Origin of the sequence: Amycolatopsis plumensis, from assembly GCF_042652605.1 — a bacterium.
Taxonomy (GTDB): Bacteria; Actinomycetota; Actinomycetes; order Mycobacteriales; family Pseudonocardiaceae; genus Amycolatopsis; species Amycolatopsis plumensis.
On record NZ_JBHSJY010000001.1, the window covers coordinates 8,634,431 to 8,651,499 of the forward strand.

The 17,069-nt window shown below is 68.6% G+C and carries 15 protein-coding genes; 9 read left to right on the plus strand and 6 right to left on the minus strand.

Annotated features, from left to right (window positions below; all coding sequences use genetic code 11):
- Positions 1–121 precede the first annotated feature (121 nt).
- On the minus strand, positions 122–493 hold the full coding sequence (locus ACFPLC_RS41500) for a trypco2 family protein (protein WP_378236124.1): 372 nt from the start codon (positions 491–493) through the stop codon (positions 122–124).
- 1,422 nt (positions 494–1,915) lie between these two features.
- On the opposite strand from ACFPLC_RS41500, the gene ACFPLC_RS41505 reads away from it, so the two are divergent.
- From ACFPLC_RS41505 to ACFPLC_RS41525, 5 genes are all read left to right on the plus strand, one after another.
- On the plus strand, positions 1,916–2,467 hold the full coding sequence (locus ACFPLC_RS41505) for a YbaB/EbfC family nucleoid-associated protein (RefSeq protein WP_378199976.1): 552 nt from the start codon (positions 1,916–1,918) through the stop codon (positions 2,465–2,467).
- A gap of 13 nt (positions 2,468–2,480) precedes the next feature.
- The gene (locus tag ACFPLC_RS41510; protein WP_378199979.1) at positions 2,481–2,804 is read left to right on the plus strand and encodes a type VII secretion target; all 324 of its coding nucleotides are present in this window, start codon (positions 2,481–2,483) and stop codon (positions 2,802–2,804) included.
- Positions 2,801–7,117, plus strand: a complete 4,317-nt coding sequence (locus tag ACFPLC_RS41515; RefSeq protein ID WP_378199982.1) for a DUF6531 domain-containing protein — start codon at positions 2,801–2,803, stop codon at positions 7,115–7,117. The genes ACFPLC_RS41510 and ACFPLC_RS41515 overlap by 4 nt, the downstream gene beginning before the upstream one ends.
- Positions 7,107–7,655, plus strand: coding sequence for a hypothetical protein (locus ACFPLC_RS41520; protein WP_378199985.1), 549 nt, complete (start codon positions 7,107–7,109; stop codon positions 7,653–7,655). Before ACFPLC_RS41515 ends, ACFPLC_RS41520 begins: the two co-directional genes overlap by 11 nt.
- A gap of 363 nt (positions 7,656–8,018) precedes the next feature.
- The gene (locus tag ACFPLC_RS41525) at positions 8,019–8,267 is read left to right on the plus strand and encodes a recombinase family protein (RefSeq protein WP_378199988.1); all 249 of its coding nucleotides are present in this window, start codon (positions 8,019–8,021) and stop codon (positions 8,265–8,267) included.
- Positions 8,268–8,743: 476 nt separating this feature from the next.
- Here ACFPLC_RS41525 and ACFPLC_RS41530 read toward each other — a convergent pair whose 3' ends face one another.
- The gene (locus ACFPLC_RS41530) at positions 8,744–9,196 is read right to left on the minus strand and encodes a peptidase inhibitor family I36 protein (protein ID WP_378236125.1); all 453 of its coding nucleotides are present in this window, start codon (positions 9,194–9,196) and stop codon (positions 8,744–8,746) included.
- A 96-nt stretch (positions 9,197–9,292) separates the two neighbouring features.
- On the opposite strand from ACFPLC_RS41530, the gene ACFPLC_RS41535 reads away from it, so the two are divergent.
- Positions 9,293–9,448 carry a hypothetical protein gene (locus ACFPLC_RS41535; protein ID WP_378236126.1) on the plus strand — a complete coding sequence of 52 codons (156 nt, stop codon included), beginning with the start codon at positions 9,293–9,295 and terminating at the stop codon, positions 9,446–9,448.
- A gap of 416 nt (positions 9,449–9,864) precedes the next feature.
- Here ACFPLC_RS41535 and ACFPLC_RS41540 read toward each other — a convergent pair whose 3' ends face one another.
- The 3 genes from ACFPLC_RS41540 to ACFPLC_RS41550 form a co-directional block, all read right to left on the minus strand.
- Positions 9,865–10,272, minus strand: a complete 408-nt coding sequence (locus ACFPLC_RS41540; protein ID WP_378199991.1) for a hypothetical protein — start codon at positions 10,270–10,272, stop codon at positions 9,865–9,867.
- Between the two features lie 724 nt (positions 10,273–10,996).
- Positions 10,997–11,266, minus strand: coding sequence for a peptide deformylase (locus ACFPLC_RS41545; protein WP_378199994.1), 270 nt, complete (start codon positions 11,264–11,266; stop codon positions 10,997–10,999).
- Between the two features lie 352 nt (positions 11,267–11,618).
- Positions 11,619–12,467 carry a maleylpyruvate isomerase N-terminal domain-containing protein gene (locus ACFPLC_RS41550; RefSeq protein WP_378199997.1) on the minus strand — a complete coding sequence of 283 codons (849 nt, stop codon included), beginning with the start codon at positions 12,465–12,467 and terminating at the stop codon, positions 11,619–11,621.
- Positions 12,468–12,751: 284 nt separating this feature from the next.
- Here ACFPLC_RS41550 and ACFPLC_RS41555 point away from each other — a divergent pair, with 284 nt between their 5' ends.
- The 3 genes from ACFPLC_RS41555 (at position 12,752) to ACFPLC_RS41565 (ending at position 15,736) form a co-directional block, all read left to right on the plus strand.
- Complete coding sequence (locus tag ACFPLC_RS41555) at positions 12,752–12,970, plus strand: hypothetical protein (RefSeq protein ID WP_378200000.1); 219 nt, start codon at positions 12,752–12,754, stop codon at positions 12,968–12,970.
- Positions 12,971–13,644: 674 nt separating this feature from the next.
- Positions 13,645–15,105 carry a multicopper oxidase family protein gene (locus tag ACFPLC_RS41560; RefSeq protein WP_378236127.1) on the plus strand — a complete coding sequence of 487 codons (1,461 nt, stop codon included), beginning with the start codon at positions 13,645–13,647 and terminating at the stop codon, positions 15,103–15,105.
- A gap of 118 nt (positions 15,106–15,223) precedes the next feature.
- Positions 15,224–15,736, plus strand: a complete 513-nt coding sequence (locus ACFPLC_RS41565) for a hypothetical protein (RefSeq protein WP_378200006.1) — start codon at positions 15,224–15,226, stop codon at positions 15,734–15,736.
- A gap of 1,063 nt (positions 15,737–16,799) precedes the next feature.
- Here ACFPLC_RS41565 and ACFPLC_RS41570 read toward each other — a convergent pair.
- A complete protein-coding gene (locus ACFPLC_RS41570) occupies positions 16,800–16,997 on the minus strand; it encodes a hypothetical protein (protein ID WP_378200009.1) in 198 nt (65 codons plus the stop codon).
- Between the last annotated feature and the right edge of the window lie 72 nt (positions 16,998–17,069).

Sequence of the window (17,069 nt, forward strand, 5' to 3'; positions counted from 1 at the left end):
CGACTCAGGGCCGGCGACCGGAATCTTCTCACCCAGGCCACCTGATGAGCCGCATCCAGATCGCCGTCCACGGCCGGCAGCGACAGTGCGGCCAATCGGGTGCATATCAGCCCCGAACTCGTCACCGGCGGCGGGCGGCTGCGTGCAACTCGTCCTGGTCCAGGACACCGGGACCGGGTGCGCGGGCCGGGTCGCCGGCGATCATCAGGTCGCCACCGTCAGGCGTCGTTGGCGTGACGGTGAGCTTGACCTTGTGAGTCCGGGCGCGCGCGACCCCCACCTCGGCATCGGCGGAGAGCACCCAGGCCTTGAACCCGGCCTTTGCCTTCGCGTCCGCCCTCAGCTCGACGGCGAACTCCAGCTCGATCGGGCTGACCCTGAAACCGACCTGCTGACCTGATTCGTGCCGTGCCGCCGCCTCGATCAACTCGTAGCGCAACGCCGTCACCGCGGCGGCCAGTTCGATCTCCACCTCCATGAGTCGAACCCGCACCTGGCACCTTACGGTTCGGGCACTCCGGCCTTCGGACCCCTTCGTCAGCGTATGCCGGGAAGCGGACAACCAGCGGGGCGGCGACATGTCGACGCTGGCCGAATCTCCGGCGATGGAGCTGATCTCGTCGGGCCTGCAGTCGGCGAGTCCGAGGAGCGAATCAACCACGACACGACGCCCGCTTCATGGTACGGAAGCTCGCTTTCATCTTCGACAGGCAGTGAGACCGCAGACTGAGACGCAAGGTGCCAAATCAACCCTGAGCAGACCTCTTACTGCACCCAAGGTCACAGAGAGGCCCACCATAATCCGGGCCGATGTCGCACATGGAAAGCTCGCAAGCGGCGCCTGGTCGTCGCGACGCTCGAAGCATCCGCCGCCCCCGATTACCTCAACGTTGCTTGATGAAGCACTGGCCGCTTGCAGCCTACTTTCAAACGTTGAGCTCCTCCAAGACCTTCCTCCAGCGGAGTTGCTCAAAATTCCGGAACCGCCAGCGCATCGACATTGTCATCCGGCCGCTGGGGCGGAGGTGCAGCACACACGCCGCCAAGCACTCGTAAGCTGATTGCATCGAATCGATCAGCAGTTCGGGCTCCGGAGATTCGCGGCGCAACTCGGGGTAAGATGAATAACGAGAACTTTTGCCTCCAGCTCCCGCCGTTGTTTGCACCTAGCTAGAATACGCTCCTTCCTGGCTTCCAGCCGCGGCTTCGCCGCATACTCAAAGAAGAATGTGATTACGGTCGTCGTGGCGACGCTGACGAGTGCGCTCTGAAGAGCCAGCCCCAAAGACATACACCACAGATAGCAGCACCACCCAGCCAGCGACCACCACGCCCGTGTGCACAGCGGCCCACAAACGACCAGTGCATGCCCTCTGATCTGAACTTGTGCCGGTCGGCGACCCGCGTACTCCCCCCGCGTCAGGACCTCGCCTTCCTTGCTCAACCCTCACGCCCGAGCAGCGGCGCGACAAGCGACGCGTCACCTGCCACCAGCGATGTTCCTGCGCGGCGCACGACGAAACTGAGTTGAACTTGGTTTCCGGTTCGCTCTCGTCCCCACAGGTCGCGCTCAATTGCCGATGACCTTCAAGGCGGATTAGCAGGTCGCGGACCATGCCATGCGGGCGATTCGACTGAGATGGCCGCCGCAGCTTCGGCCGCGAAGCTCCCATGGTGGGCACTGCTCCAAATGTCCCTCAGTAGCTACCCCACTGCATCTGGGGATGAGCGGCAATGCGCCCACTCGGGTACAGACCAGCACGGAGAGGCCCAGAGAATAGGAAAACAGACATTTCGGTGATCCGGGAAAAATCGCTTGCGCTGTTCGGGGTAATTCCCGCCGTCCGGGCCACCCGGCCGGAACTCGGTGGTTTGCTCTTCGCGTCGAACGGCCGGAGAGAACAGGACGGTGGCGATGAGTGGTCCGTTTTCGGACGCGACGGGCGATCCGGCCGCGCAGGTGGATCAGTGGGTGGCGCAGGCGAAGGAGAAAGCCCGGCGCTACCAGGCGATGCAGGCGGCGGTCGGCCAGGTGTCGGTGACCGAATCGGGCGGGGACGGCCTGGTCACGGTCTCCGTGGACTCGGCCGGGAACGTCACCGACCTGCAACTCACCGACCGGGTCCGCGAGCTGTCCGGCGCGCAGGTCGCGAAAGCCGTGCTGACCACGTTGCGCCGGGCACAGTCGCGGTTGCCGGAACGGCTGGCCGACGTCATGGCCGACACGATCGGGGACGACCAGCGCACGGTGGACACGATCGTCGGCAATTACCGGGCGAAATTCCCGGCACCGCAACCGGAACCGGAAGAATCGGAACCGGCGGCGGAGAACGTGCGGCGGATCGGCGGGATCGAGGAAACCGCGGCCGAGCCGGCGCCGCCACCGCCGCCGCGCCCGGCCCGCCGCCCGCCGGAGGACGACGGCGGTGACGAGGATTTCGGCGGTTCGTTCATGGTCCGCGAGTGAGCGAGGGGGCACGATGGCAGGAGAGGGCTACCAGGTCCGGCCGGACGAGCTGGCGAAGCACGCGAAGGCCGTGGAGCAGGTCTCCCGCACGCTCGGGCAGGCGCTGTCGGCGGCCGAGCAGGTGACCATGGGCGTCCAGGCCTACGGCTTGATCTGCGGGCCGCTGTTCGTGCCGATGGTGCTCGCGGTGAGCGCGCCTGGGCTGCTCGCGCTCGACGCGGCCAAGGAGGCGATGGGCTCGGTGTCGCAGTCCGTGGACAAGGCGGCGGAGAAATACCGGGAGGCCGAGCGGACGCACGCGAAGACCCTGACCGATCTCGGCAAGGGGCTGTCGTGAGCAACCCGCTGGTCGCGCAGAAGCAGGACTCGACGAACTGGCACACCGGCATCAACGTCATCGACGACGCCGCCGGGGCCTACGACGGGATCTCCTCGGGGAACTGGATCGAGGGCGGGATCGCGGCCATCGGCGCCGGGCTGGACCTGCTGACGATGGCGATGAACCCGGTCGGCACGCTGATCTCCTACGGGCTGAACTGGCTGATCGAGCACGTGAAGCCGTTGCAGGACGCGCTGAACCACCTCGCCGGGGACGCCGACCAGATCGCCGCGTACGCGCAGACCTGGAAGAACGTCGGGCAGGCCGTCGGCCAGGCCGCGAAGGACCTGGCCACGACGGTGCAGCAGGACACCGCGCACTGGGCGGGCGCGGCCGCGGACTCCTACCGCGCCGGGATCAAGAAGAAGCTCGACCACATCACCGCGGCGGCCACCTGCGCCAACGCGATCAGCACCGTGGTCGAGATCGTCGGGGTGCTCACCGGCATGGTGCGCGGCCTGGTGCGGGACATGGTCACCCAGGCCGTCGGCGACTTCATCCAGGACGCGCTGGAGGAGGTCTGCTCGCTCGGGCTGGGCACGCCGGTCGTGGTGGCGCAGGTGGTCGAGCAGGTCTCGGCGTGGATGGAGAAGATCGGCGCCGCCATCAAGAAGCTGATCAACTCGGTCGAGAAGCTGCGGCCGCTGATGAGCAAGCTGGAAGAGATCTTCGCCGCCGTCAAGAAGATCATGAGCGAGCTGCACGGGCGTCCCGGCGAAGCCGAACCCCACCTGAACGGCGAGGGCTCCACCCACGTGTCCTCGGCCGCCGAGGAACCCCACGCCAAGCCGGGCGGGGAAGAACCGCGGACGCCCGCCGGCGAGGAAACCCACCCGTCCGAGGCCGGCGACGACGGCACCACCCCGTCCGGCGACCGGCCGGGGGAACCGAAAGAGCCCGACGCCCGCGAGAACACCGACCCGGCGAAGGACGGCCGGCCCAACGAAGAGAAGTGCACCGGCGGCGACCCGGTCGACCTCGCCACGGGCGAGATGCTGATGTCGCAGACCGACGTCGACCTGCCCGGCGTGCTCCCCCTGGTGCTGCGTCGGACGCACATCTCGACCTACCGCCTCGGCCGGTCGTTCGGCCGGTCCTGGGCGTCCACGGTGGACCAGCGGATCGAGGTCGACGCGGACGGCGTCTGCTACGTCGGGGCGGACGGCGTCCGGTTGACCTACCCCCTGCCCGCGACCGACGGCAGCCCGGTGTTCCCCTCGCACGGCGCCCGCTGGCCGTTGCGCGCGACCGGAGCCGGGGAGTTCACCGTCACCAGCCCGGGCGACGGGCAGATTCGCCACTTCGCGGCTCCGGCGGGAACCGGGCCGGTCGCAGGCGGACTGCTCTCCGTGATCACCGACCGCAACGGCAACCGCGTCGCCATTCTCCGAGACGAAGCCGGGACGCCGACGGCCATCGACCACTCCGGCGGCTACCACGTCGCCGTCGACTCGGTGGCCGGCCGGATCACGGGACTGCGCCTGAAGCGCGCATCCGGCGGCGACATCCCCCTCGCCGGCTACGAATACGACGACGCCGGCCGGCTGACCGCCGTCGCCAACTCGTCCGGCCGCGCCATGCGGTTCGAATACGACGGCGACGGCCGGGTCACGCGCTGGACCGACCGGAACGGCCACTGGTACGCCTACCACTACGACCACGCGGGCCGGGTGGTCCGAACCGACGGCAGCGGCGGCGCGCTCGCCTGCGCCATCGCGTACGACGAGCGGAACCGGGTCACCACCTACCGCAATTCGCTCGGCGCGGTCACCACGTACCACTTCGACGACGACTGGCAGCTGGTCCGCGAAGTCGGTCCGCTCGGCGCGACGACCTCTTACGAACGCGACGCCTACGGCCGGGTCACCGCGGAAACCGATCCGCTGGGCCGCACCACGCGGTACGAGTACGGCCGGACCGGGGAGCCCACGCTCGTCGTCCACCCGGACGGCGCCAGCACCACCAGGACCGAGGACGAACACGGATCGACCGTCGCGGTCACCGACCCCGACGGCGCGCGCTGGACTTACCGGCGCGACGAACGCCGCAACGTCGTCGAGGAAACCGATCCCGCCGGTGCGGTCACCCGTTACGAATACAACGAACTCGGGCACCGCCGGAGCGAAACCGACGCGCTGGGCAACGTGCACCGGATCGAGACGGACGCCCGCGGCCTGCCCACCGCGGTGATCAACCCGCTCGGCCACACGACACGGATCCGCCGGGACGAGCTGGGCCGGATCACCGAAGAGGCCGACCCGCTGGGCAACACGACCTGGACGACGTGGACCGTGGAAGGGAAACCACTCACCAGGACGCGTCCGGACGGGACGGTCGAACGGTGGCGGCACGACCCGGAAGGCAACTTCGCCGAGTACTCCGTCGGCGACGGCCCCTTCCTGTCGATCGCGACGACCCACTTCGCCCTGCCCGTGGCCCAGGTGAACGCCGACGGCAGCCGCGTCGAGTTCGGCTACGACACGGAACTGAACCTGACCACCGTCACCAACGCGCAAGGCCTGGTGTGGCGGTACGAGTACGACGCGACCGGTTTCCTGGCGCGCGAAACCGACTTCAACGGCCGCGTGACGACCTACGAACGGGACGCGGCCGGCCGGCTGGTCAGCCACACCAACGGCACCGGAGAGACGACCACCTACCACCGCGACCCGTGCGGCCGCGTGGTGGCGACGCAGTCCCCGGCGGACACGATGAGCTTCTCCTACGACGCCGCCGGGCGGCTCGTCTCCGCGTCGAGCCGCGACTCGGCCATCACGCTGACCAGGGACGCCCTCGGCCGGGTGGTGGCCGAGACGGTGAACGGCCGGACGGTCACGTCGGAATACGACCTGCTCGGCCGCTGCGTCCGCCGGCGGACGCCGGGCGGCACCGTGTCGGCGTGGGAGTTCGACGCCGCCGGCTCGGCGGTCGCCCTGCACAGCGGCGCCGGCACCCTGGCGTTCAGCTACGACGCCGCGGGCCGGGAAACCGCGCGGAGGAGCCCGGCGGGCCTGCGCCTCGCCCAGACGTGGACCGCGAACGACCAACTGCTCAGCCAGACCGTGCTGGGCGGGAGCGCGGCCGAACCGGTGCAGCAGCGCACTTTCCGCTACCGCCCGGACGGCAACCTCACCGCCGTCACCGACCGGCTCGCCGGCGCGCGCAGCTTCGACCTCGACGCGTACGGCCGGGTCGAGCAGGTGCACGGCCGGCGGTGGTCCGAGCACTACCGCTACGACGTCGCCGGCAACCTGGCCGGTGCGGCGAGGCAGGGCGAGGCGCCGGACCGGCCGTGGCGCTACACCGGAACCCTGCTGCACGAAGCAGGTCCCCTGCGGTACGAGTACGACCGGCAGGGCCGGGTCGTCCGCAAGCAGCGCGGCGCCGACGTCTGGCAGTACGCCTGGAACGCCGACGACCGGCTGCTCGGCGTGCGCACGCCGGACGGCGCCGACTGGCGTTACCGCTACGACGCGCTCGGCCGGCGGATCGCGAAGGAGCGGCACGCCCACGGCCAGGTCGTGGAGCGGGTCGACTTCGTCTGGGACGGAACGACGCTGGCCGAGCAGGTCACCCACCGGCGCTCGGTGACCTGGGACTACGACCCGTCGTCCCACCGGCCGCTCGTCCAGGTGGAGCGCACCGAAGACGACCACCGGAGCACCGACGAGAAGTTCTACGCGATCGTCACCGACCTGGTCGGCACCCCGACCGAACTGCTGGACGAGCACGGGAACGTGGCGTGGTTCGCGCAGACCACGGTGTGGGGACGGCCGGTCGCCCACGGCGGCGGCGCGTCGACCCCGCTGCGGTTCCCCGGCCAGTACGCCGATCCGGAATCCGGGCTCAACTACAACTACTTCCGGTACTACGACCCGGAATCCGCCCGCTACCTCAGCGCCGACCCGATCGGCCTGGTCGGCGGGTACGCACCGCACAGCTACGTGCCGAACCCGTTCGTGTGGCTCGACCCGCTCGGGCTCTCCCTGCTCGACGTCATCAAGAACGGCGTCCGGATCGTCGTCCACGAGTACGACGACGACTGGCCCGCGCACGCCCACGTCTTCAACGGCAGGCGGAACATCCGGATCGGCCCGAACGGCCATCCGATGGAAGACGAGCCGGAACTCAGCCGCGTGGAGCGGCAGGTGGTAGAAAACTTCAAGAAGGAGATCCGGAAGGCCGTCCGGAAGCTCGGCCGGCGCAACCAGGCGCAGGAGGCGGAGCAGAGGGCACAACGCGAAGCGAAGGCCAAACCTTGTGACAAGTGACCCCACCGCGACCCTGCGCGGCGATCTGACCGCATTGCTGGCGAACGCCGGCCTCGTCGACGTGGACGTCGACGAGGCCCTCGCCGACGAGCACGTGCGGTCGTCCGCCTACCGGCGCGTCGTCGCGGTCGCTGCCGCCGGCGAGAACCGTGACGGTGACCGCGAGCTCGTGGCCGCACTCGTGCGCGACCCCGACCAGCTCGCGGCCAAGTCGGCGGTGGTCGACCTCGTCGACCGGGTCGCGGCGAAGGCCGCGAGCCCGGCGGGGTTCCGGGAGTGGGCCGACGGCATCCTGCCGGAGGCGGACCGGCTCCGGTCCGAAGGCAACCGCGCCTTCGTCCGCCGCCGGGTCGGTGACTGGCTGCTCTACTCGTCGGTGAAGGCCGGTCACGTGCCGACCGAGGCGGAACTGGCCGAAGCCACGCCCTGGATGCAGCGGCTTCTGGCCGAAGAATCGACGTCGCAGCCGGTCCTGGCGCTGCTCGCCGAGTCGGGGCACACCCGCAAGATCCGTAACATCGCGAAGAACCGGGCTTGACGGCTGCTCCTCGGTCCGTCATTTCAGGGGAACGTAGTCGCCACCGGCCTGAGCGGCGGCGAGGTCGGCGTGTGTGGCTGGATGATCCGGCTCGCGCCGCTCGTCGTGGCGAACACGGCGACACGCCTTTCGCTGGTGGCGTTTGTGCGAGGCCGGGTCGCCGTCGGTTTCAGGCCCGTTCCAATCCCCGGTGTGAAGCTGCCCCAGCCATCGATCAAGACGAGGAGGAGGGACAACCATGCTGTGAGTGCCGGGGTCATCACTTTGCTGACCGATGTGCACGCTGCCGTGTGACGGGTCCATGCAGGACCGACGGCGATTGCCCGGCGCGCAACGGCGTCATGTGGTCAAGGCAGGTTCCGTGTGGCCGGGATCGCGCGGGAGCTGAATGACCGCGGCGTCCCGTGTCCCTCGAGCGCCGACCGGGACCGCAACCGACACCGGACGAAGCACGAGTGGATCGTCCGGACCGTCGTCGGGATCCTCGAAAATCCGCGGTACACGGGGCGGCAGGTGTGGAACCGGCACGGCGCCAGAACAACCGGCCCGGCCGACCACGGTGTTCCCGCCCGACCTTCGGCGGCGCTTCCAGCCGGTCGACACCCGGCCTGATCGAGGTGAAGGCGTTGTGACGCCCGGGAGCGCGATAGGCGCTATTCGCCGGCGATGGTGCCTGCGACCGGGCTGCGACGTTCGATCACGACGACGTCGCGCACTGGTCGTGATGTCGGCCGATCCGTTCGCGGGTACCGAGTTCGCGGAAGCCCATGTACCGATGCAACACCCTGCTCGCCGTGTTTTCGCGAAACACTCCACTTGGATGGTCCAGGTCCCGGCGGCTTCGGTCGAGGCGACGAGCGCGGCCAGCAACGCGCAGCAGGCTCCGCGACCGCGCGCGTCGGGGTTGACGTAGACGCTGTGCTCGACGCCCCCGGCGTAGACGCAGCGAGTTGAGACGCCGGTGACCGAGGTCCAGCCGACGACGTTTCCGGCGGGGTAGAGGGCGACTGCGACCGTTCGTAACGCGCGGGCGGAAATGCCGAGACCCGGCCCGCTGCGCGCGGCGGGCCGGGTCTTCGGACTGGCAGCTACACTCCGACCAGGCAACTGAAGATGTCGTTGAAGGTCTTCGTGTTGTTCGGGTAGTCCACGTAGACAGCGGAGAAGTCGGCGTACTCGGTGTGCGGGGCGACCGACAGCGTCGGGCCCTGGCACGGGACGTAGTACTTCTCGTGGAGCTGGAACGTCCGGCCGGTGTTGTTGATCACCGAACTCGCCGAGTTGTCGACACTTCCGCCATTGTCCCAGCGGGCCAGGGAAAGCCGCAAGATCTGCCCGTTGTCGACGTAGCGACCGCCGGAGAAGTTGCTGTTGCGGAACAAGCACACACGGTCGGCCGGGCAGGCGGAGTTGTCCGCGAACGCCGGCGGGGCCACGGCAGCCAGTGCGGCCGTGGCGAGGGCGGCCGCCGCGGCTCCGGTGAACGCGCGCCGGACCGGTGGGCAGAGTTTTCTCATCGACACGAACAGCTCCTGATTCATCGGGCAATGGCCAGAAAAGCATAAGAAACGCCCGGATGGCATACATCGGGCATTCGGCTGCCCTCGCGGCTTTCCGATGACGGTAATTATCACGTGGTGAAAGCTGATCCTCGCGCCCGCGGGGATGGCGCGCCGCTGCGGTCCTGGATACACGCCCGGTTCGGTGCGGTGGCCGGGGCCGGGAGTGTCCGCAGCGTGCACGCCTTCGGCGCTGCCGTCGTCGCGGGTGACCGCGAGCGCGGGCCAGGGTGAAGGTCGGTCCGCAGATGGCTTCGCTCCGTTCAGGCGACGTGCCTCGTTTTCTCGGCTTGATTCCTGTCAGCACATGCAGACGGTGACGGTGCGTCTCGCGCGACCCGCCGGTGTGAGGCACCACCCACCACGACCGGCGGTTAACGCTTGGCCTGCTACCGCAGTCGGCCACCCTCGTCTCGCCGAACGGGATCGGCGACCCGCTGCGGACGGACGGCGGCGACACCGGCCTGGTCGACCGCTTCGGCACAGTCGCCGGTGCCCGGCTGTTCCACGTCCGGCTCCGGCTCGCGGACGCGGGGAGGCGGCGCCGGACGACCTTGGGGAGGTGGTCGGCGTCGTGGTGTCCGCCGAGCCCTGCGGAGCGCTCGTGCTCGGCATCGATGCCCTCGACCACGGCGTGACCGAGGAGGGGTTCAGTCGCTGAAGTCGCCGTTGAGCGACTGGGTCGACTCGCCGTCCCCGCTACCGGTGCTCCGGCCCCACGGCTGTCCGTCCACTGTGGCCGTCGCGTTCACGTCGCCGCCGCCGGACCGCATGACGACGTTGTAGACGTGCTTGCCGGTGTGAGGTGCGAAGCTGAAGGTGTGGTCCCACGGCAACTTGACGTTTTTCTCCTCCGTCGTCTTGCCGTCGATGCTGTAGGTCAGCGTGGTCAGGACCGCCGTCCCGTCGATCTTGATTTCGAGCCGGTGCGGCTGCGCCGAGGGAGCGCTGGACTCGGCGGAGGACGGCGTCGCCGCGGCGGGCGACGGCGCGCCGCCGGTCCCGGCCGAGCACCCGGCGAGCAGGACGGCGGCGACGAGCGCGGGCAGAAGCCTCATGCCCCGACTTTAATGCTTGCATCGACGCATCGTGGGGCTCCAACACGACATCGACGGCCACCTGCAGCACCCGCCGGCGATCCGAGCAGCTGACGCCCGGCGCCGGCCGTCATCTACTGAGCTTTCGGCGCCGGCGAACCCCCAGCGCGGGCGCATCTTTCGTGCCAGAAATACAAGAAGCAGCCCATGCCGTCGTACCCGCCGAGTCCGGTCTCCACCTGCGAGAACCTGGGCATCCTCGCCGGCGCACCGGTGATGTGAACTGCGCCGGGCACGGTATCCGGCCACCGTCTGCATCCCCGTGGGCCAGGGCGACCGTTTAACCAGGGTAATACCGCACGCGGCGCGAACTGAAGGCCATGACCTGCGGCACAGCGCCACGGTAGGACAGTCGCGACCCCGAGCTGACGCTGGCCGACGTCCGGTAGGGCCCTCGGGCATGCACACCCATCCCGAATCTGCACCTGCTCATCACCCACCCACCGCGCACGAGCAAGTTCCGATGAGCCCCTCGACGCCCCGTTCCGGCAGCGTGGGATCACTGTGCGGCAGTTGCGCCCGACCGCATCCCCGACGAGGTCCGCCACCCGCCGACGCCGCCGCCCAGCTCATCCGCGTGATCTCGCTCGGCCCCATGGCGAATCCCGCAAAGCGGTACGACAAAAGAGGACAATGTGAACAACATTGCTAGAGCAGTAGCGCCAGAGTCGCGCCGTCAGTACCTCTAGGCCGAGCCGGTGCCGCGATACTGCTCGACCGGGATCGGGTCGACGCAGTCACGCATCTGGTCGATGTAGAGCGTGCCGTGCAGGTGGTCGGCCTCATGGGCGACGAGACGCGCGACGCCGCGCTCGAACACGGTGATCTTCGTCCGGCCGTCGATGGTGGTGTGCTCGACGTGGATCACGTGCGAGCGCGGGACTTGCCCGCGGACATCGAAGAAGGACAGGCAGCCCTCGTACTGCTCGTCGACGTCGCCCGGGCACAGTTTCACCCAGCGCCGGGGTGACCAGTGTGTAGGCCTGCGCCCGCTCCGGCATCGTGCGCGGCCTCCGCAGCCTGTACCGACGTGGGTAGCGTCCCGGCGAGAGCGAGAAATCAGACTGGCCGAAAGACACGCGAGCCGCGGCCAGCGCCCGGGTCAGGTGGGCTGGCCTGTTCGTCGAGGACGTACGCATGTTCGCCAGGGCCTTGAAGAAGACCTGACTGCGTGTGGTGCGGACGAACTGCCGCTCGTTCGCAGATCGGCGCACGCCAGCGCGCGCCGGTCCGGGTCTCCCGCGGGCCGGGCGGCCGGGTGCGCCGTACACGCACCAGGTGGGATCGGCTCGGCCCACCACCGCACGTCAGGGCATGCGGAGGACGCGCATGAACGGCACCAGCAGCCACGGCCGCCTGCCGTGCACCCGTACCTTTCCCCGGCACATCGCCGACAGCTTGCCGAGCCGGTGGAACAGCATCAGGTTCAACGCCGCCGGCTCGAACGACACGATCGCGTCCGGATCGCTGCCCGGGCCTTCGACCGTGAGCCGGCCGCCGCGGAGCACCAGCGTCACGGTGGTCGTGTGGCGGGAGCGGAACTCGATCGCGATCCGCCGCGCCGGCGGATTCCGCGCGTCGAGGAGCCCGCCCGGGTCCGTGCGGACCATCCCCACGAGGAAGAGCTCGACGAACAATGCCGCCTGCCACGACGGGATCGCCCACGCGCGCCCCTCTGCGCGCGCGATGTCCCCGCCGTGGATCAGCAGCTCGTTGACGAGGTGGGCAAGGATTCCCGCGACCGGCACCCGCGAGCCCCCGAGCCAGTCGATGGGCGTGGCGGGGTCCATCCCCTCGCTGCGCGCGAGGATCTCGGCCACCGCGGTCCGCATCCCCCGCGCGAGCACGACCACGTCCCGCTCGGTGAAGGCGTCCAGCGCCGTCCGGTTGAGCTCGGCCACCGAATGGATGGTCGTCCCCGGCACCAGGTCCAGGAACTCGTACCCGGCGGAGGGCGGGGAGTGCGGGTCGATCATCACCGTGTAGGAGGACGCGATCCCGACGACGTGGGCCGCGGTCTCGGCGATCGACCATGCTTTGGTGGCCAGGGCGCCGGGGACCGTGGCGGATTCGACCAGGTCGGCGAACCGCTGTCCCGCGTCGGCGAGCGCGGCACGGGCCGCCGCCCACTGCTCTCCGGTGATCGTGACGTCCACGACTTCTCCTCCCAGTCAGGCCTGCGCCACCGTAGCGGTCACCATGGACGGCAAGCTTCTTCATCTGTGCCGGACCGGGAGCCGCGGCACGGCGGAAGTAGGCCGGCGCGAGATCGTCGCCGTCCCGGTCGCTGGTGTGGCCGGGTACTTCGGCGGCGAAGAAGCCCTCGCCGAGCTGCCGATCACCGAGGTCGAAGCCCGCGCTGGTGTCGAGGGCCAGGTCGGTATCGCCGACGGGCTGTTCGCCGCGACCCTCGCCGCCCGCCGTGCAACCTTCGTCCTGCGTGGAGGGGCTCGCCCGGGGCCTCACGCAGCGACCGCCGGTCCGCCGAGCTCTCCCGCCAGATCTGGCGATCACCGAGACCTTCGAGCATCCGCTGCAGCGGGTCGGCGAAGCTGCGTTCGTCGCCAAAACCCTCGGCGAACGGTTCTTCGCCGGACTCGCCCGACACGGGCTCGCCTACACCCGGCTGACGATCACCGCGCTCACCCGAGGCCGGTGAGCAGCGGGTGCGAGTGTGGCGGTGCCGCCCGACGCGGTGTATACCCCGCTGCTGGACGGCGGCCGCGGCCCCGGCGAGCGCGTCCGGCTCATTCCATGGGGCGAACCCCGACGCCCCGTGCTCGAAGACCGCCCATGGCCGGGACGCTTGCCCGTCCCCTCACCGGCGCTCGTGCCTGCCGACCCGGTCTCGGCGGCAGGTCAAGGGGTCGCGGGTTCAAATCCTGTCAGCCCGACGGACACACTTGCAGGGCCCGTGAGCAGCACACCGCCGCTCACGGACCCTTTGTGTTGCCTCGTCCCGTTCCGCTTGCACAAGGCGATCCCCTGGCTACTTTCCGCATCGCCTCTTGATCCCGAATCACCTCATCGAGCACTTCTCCATATTCCGCGACATTCAGCGGTTGTCCCTTTTGAGTGAATGATCGGGTTGGTGAGCAGGTCGCGCCGGTGGGAAAATTACCCGCGACCAAAGGGTGGAGCAGCCGTTCGGCACAGTGACCTAAACATCACGCCCGGTCGGTGAGCCGATCTATTCCTTCTTTGGGCTCTCACCCGTGCGGTGAAGATTTCGCATTTACGGAGATGCCCGCTCGCTCCTCACGACAGAGTATCGCTGCGGGGAGAAGCGCCGAATCCGGTGCCGAAGCAAACCATGAGCTCCGAGGAGCGGTGATGTTGAACCGAAGAAAACTACTGGGGTGGGCGACGGCCGGAGGCGTGGTCGGCGGGGCGGCGCTGCTGCCTTCGGCACTGACCCGGGAACCGAGCGCCGCGGAACACACCGGGCACGCCCCGGCCGCCGGCTCCGCGGCGGGCGGGGGCCGTCCGGCGGCGGGGCTGGGGGTTTTGTTCTCCCAGCGGCTGCCGATACCGCAGCAGCTGACGCCGATGCGGCGCGGCGACGGCGTCGACGTGTACAAGATCCCGATCAAGGCGGCGCAGCACGCCTTCCTGCCCGGCAAGCCGGCGCCGGTGCGCTCGTTCGGCGGCCAGTTCGTCGGGCCCACGATCCGCGCCAAGACCGGCACGCCCGTGGAGGTGACGTTCACCAACCAGCTGGACGTCCCGTCCAACGTGCACCTGCACGGCGGGCACAACGCCCAGGCCGACGACGGCCACCCGATGGACCTGCTCGACCCGGGGCAGAGCCGGACCTACCACTACCCGAACCGCCAGCAGGGCGCGACCCTCTGGTACCACGACCACGCCCACCACCTCGAGGCCGAGAACGTCTACCGGGGACTCCACGGCTTCTACATCCTCGACGACGAGGCGGAGCGCGGCCTGAACCTGCCTTCGGGGCAGTACGACGTGCCGATCATGCTCCGCGACATCCAGCTCGACGCCAACGGGGCCATGGTCTACCCGAACTTCCCCCCGGACCGCACCACCATCCTCGTCAACGGTGTGGTGAACCCGTACTTCCAGGTCGCGGCCCGCAAGTACCGGTTCCGGCTGCTCAACACCTCCAACGAGCGGCAGTTCCGCCTCACCCTGGGCGGCGTCCAGATGACGCAGATCGCCTCCGACGGCGGGCTGCTGCCGGCGCCGGTGCCGCGGTCGGAAATCCTGCTCGGATCCGCGGAGCGGGTCGACATCGTGGTCGACTTCTCGCAGGTGCCCCTGGGTTCGCACCTGGTGCTCAAGGACATCTCGGGACCGTTGCTCCGGTTCGACGTGACGCGCCTCGCGGTCGACAGCAGCCGCGTGCCCGCCACGTTGCGGCCGTTGCCCGCGCCGGGGACGGCGACCGTCCAGCGGGAAATCACCATGCGGTTCGACGAGACGAACTTCACCGGCCTGGTCAACGAGCAGGTCTACGACCCCAACCGGGTGGACATCACGGTCAAGCGCGGCGCGACCGAGATCTGGACCGTCCGCAACACCGACACCGTCTTCGGTGCGCCCCACTCGTTCCACCTGCACCTCGAGCAATTCCGCGTGCTCGACCGCAACGGCGGCCCGCCGGGACCGGACGACGTGGGCCGCAAGGACACGGTCTTCCTCGGTCCGGGTGAGTGGGTCCGGGTGCAGACCACCTTCACCGACTACGTCGGCCGGTACGTGTACCACTGTCACTTCCTCGACCACTCGACCCTCGGCATGATGGCGCAGATGGAGATCGTTCCCTGACGGGTGGGCACGCGGGGCAGGCGGGCGCGTCCGCCTGCCCCGGCTCCCGGCGGTTCGGCACTCGTTGACCGCCACGCTCGGCACTCCGTGGGTTCGTCCCTGAACGAAGGAGGTCCGGATGAGCCATCTGGTGCGGTTCGCCGACGGAACCGGCGCGGTCCGCATCGGCCTGCTCACCGGTGAGCAGCTGCGACCGCTCGCGGTGGCGTCGATGAGTGATCTGCTTCGGCGCCCCGTAGCCGAAATCCGCGAGCTGGCCGAGGCCGCCGGGGTGACCTATCTGCGGTACGAGGAGGCGCGCCGCGAGGAGAGCGCCGATGAGGACGTCTACGCACGGGTGTACTGCGCGAAGCGGCCGGAGTTGTTCTTCAAGTCGGCCGCGTGGCGGGTGGTCACCGACGGTGAGCCGATCGCCATCCGCGCCGATTCGGCCAGCAACGTGCCGGAACCGGAGCTCGGCCGAGTACGGTCACGCCCTCGCGCTTGCTCGCGCCGGCCACACCACCGCGCACGCTTGGGCCTTTGCCAACCTCACCGGCACCAAAGCCCGCGAGATCGGCGAGAAGGCGTGGCGACGATGGTTCTGAGCGCCGGCCACCACGATCGCCGCGGCCGAATCCAATCTCACTGAGCAGCAAGCTTGGGACCACTGCAAACAGCCCTCGACCAACGCTTGTCAAGGGCCAGGGTGCGAGCCGACACTATCGGGGGGTGCGCGTCAGCAGCCTGCGCGCCGCGCTCGATGCGCTTGCGCACGCCATCGCCACGACCCCAGGCTCGATCTCCGTACGCCGATGGTCGGAGCACGTACGCCTCGACCCCAAGACCGTCCGACGGGCTCGAGACGTCGCTCTGCCGCTCGGGATTATCAAGCGAGTGCATCAATATGAGGGCGGACGCACAGACTGCGACGCATTCGTCTCCATAGAATCTCACGCGAGTCTCACTTCAAGTTCCCCCCATTTTGTACACCCCCAGCCTCGGCCAAGCTGACGGCGTCCGATTCAAGAACCAGCATCAGGAGGATCGGCTTCGATGGCATCGCCGCACGACGAGGCCAAGTGCAGGCACGCAAGAATCCACCAAAGGATCCAACGGACTGGGCCGCGGGCCTCCCGCCGCTCGATCTCGACGCGGAAGAGCGGACGCACAGGGCCTGAATCCGGATGACGTCGGCGCGGGGCATGTTGTGCGGTTCAAGCGGACAGCACGGGATCGCGTTGTTCGGTCGCGGCGACCCGCGCACCCGGAGATTGTTTCTGCGGGTTTGTGGTCGAAACCATTGTCGGAGCAGGTCGGCCTCTGACAGGAGAGGCGCAAGCTGTTAACATGACCAGCAGTACGACCGAGGAAATAAGCAGCGAAATGCGCAGCATGTACTCGTCCTCGAATGAAGCTTCTGGACCGTCTTGTCAGATACGTAGTCGTGAACTTGTTGTCGAGCGTTACAGCATCTGAGACCCGTTCCGCAAGAATGTTGTCTGACTGTTTGGATCGGGTTAGCGATTCGAGCGCAGTCCCCAAGATGATGCATGCGACCCATCCGAGTTTTCCTCAAGTCGGCGTTCAGTTTTCTGGTTCTGCCGGCGGAGTTTCTCCAGCTCGATCCGCTCGGCCGACTTCTTCGCCCGTTTCGCCGGTGTCCCCGACTCGGCTTCTTCATCGTCCAGGCATCCCGCGTCGCGAGCTCGTGTTCATTCGATGATGTGAGACGAGTACAAGCCTTCCCGGCGCAGGATCGCGCCCTTCTCTCCATTCGGGGCGTTCTCGTACTCGGCGACCACGGCGAACTTGTACTCCGGGGTGAACACCCGCCGCGACGGACGCGGCGCGGGGTCGGGCTGCTCGTCGCCGGACGAACCCCCGGACTGCTTCTCAGATGGTGTGGACACGCGCACAACTCCGCCACCCATACCCCAAGAGTTAGCAGCGACGACCTACTAGTATGCGATAGGTTGAGGAGA

Coding starts and splice junctions, on each gene's coding strand:
- ACFPLC_RS41510 (WP_378199979.1), top strand. CDS start 2,481: ATGGCAGGAGAGGGCTACCAGGTCCGGCCGGACGAGCTGGCGAAGCAC.
- ACFPLC_RS41540 (WP_378199991.1), bottom strand. CDS start 10,272: ATGAGGCTTCTGCCCGCGCTCGTCGCCGCCGTCCTGCTCGCCGGGTGC.
- ACFPLC_RS41565 (WP_378200006.1), top strand. CDS start 15,224: ATGAGCCATCTGGTGCGGTTCGCCGACGGAACCGGCGCGGTCCGCATC.
- ACFPLC_RS41560 (WP_378236127.1), top strand. CDS start 13,645: ATGTTGAACCGAAGAAAACTACTGGGGTGGGCGACGGCCGGAGGCGTG.
- ACFPLC_RS41530 (WP_378236125.1), bottom strand. CDS start 9,196: ATGAATCAGGAGCTGTTCGTGTCGATGAGAAAACTCTGCCCACCGGTC.
- ACFPLC_RS41505 (WP_378199976.1), top strand. CDS start 1,916: ATGAGTGGTCCGTTTTCGGACGCGACGGGCGATCCGGCCGCGCAGGTG.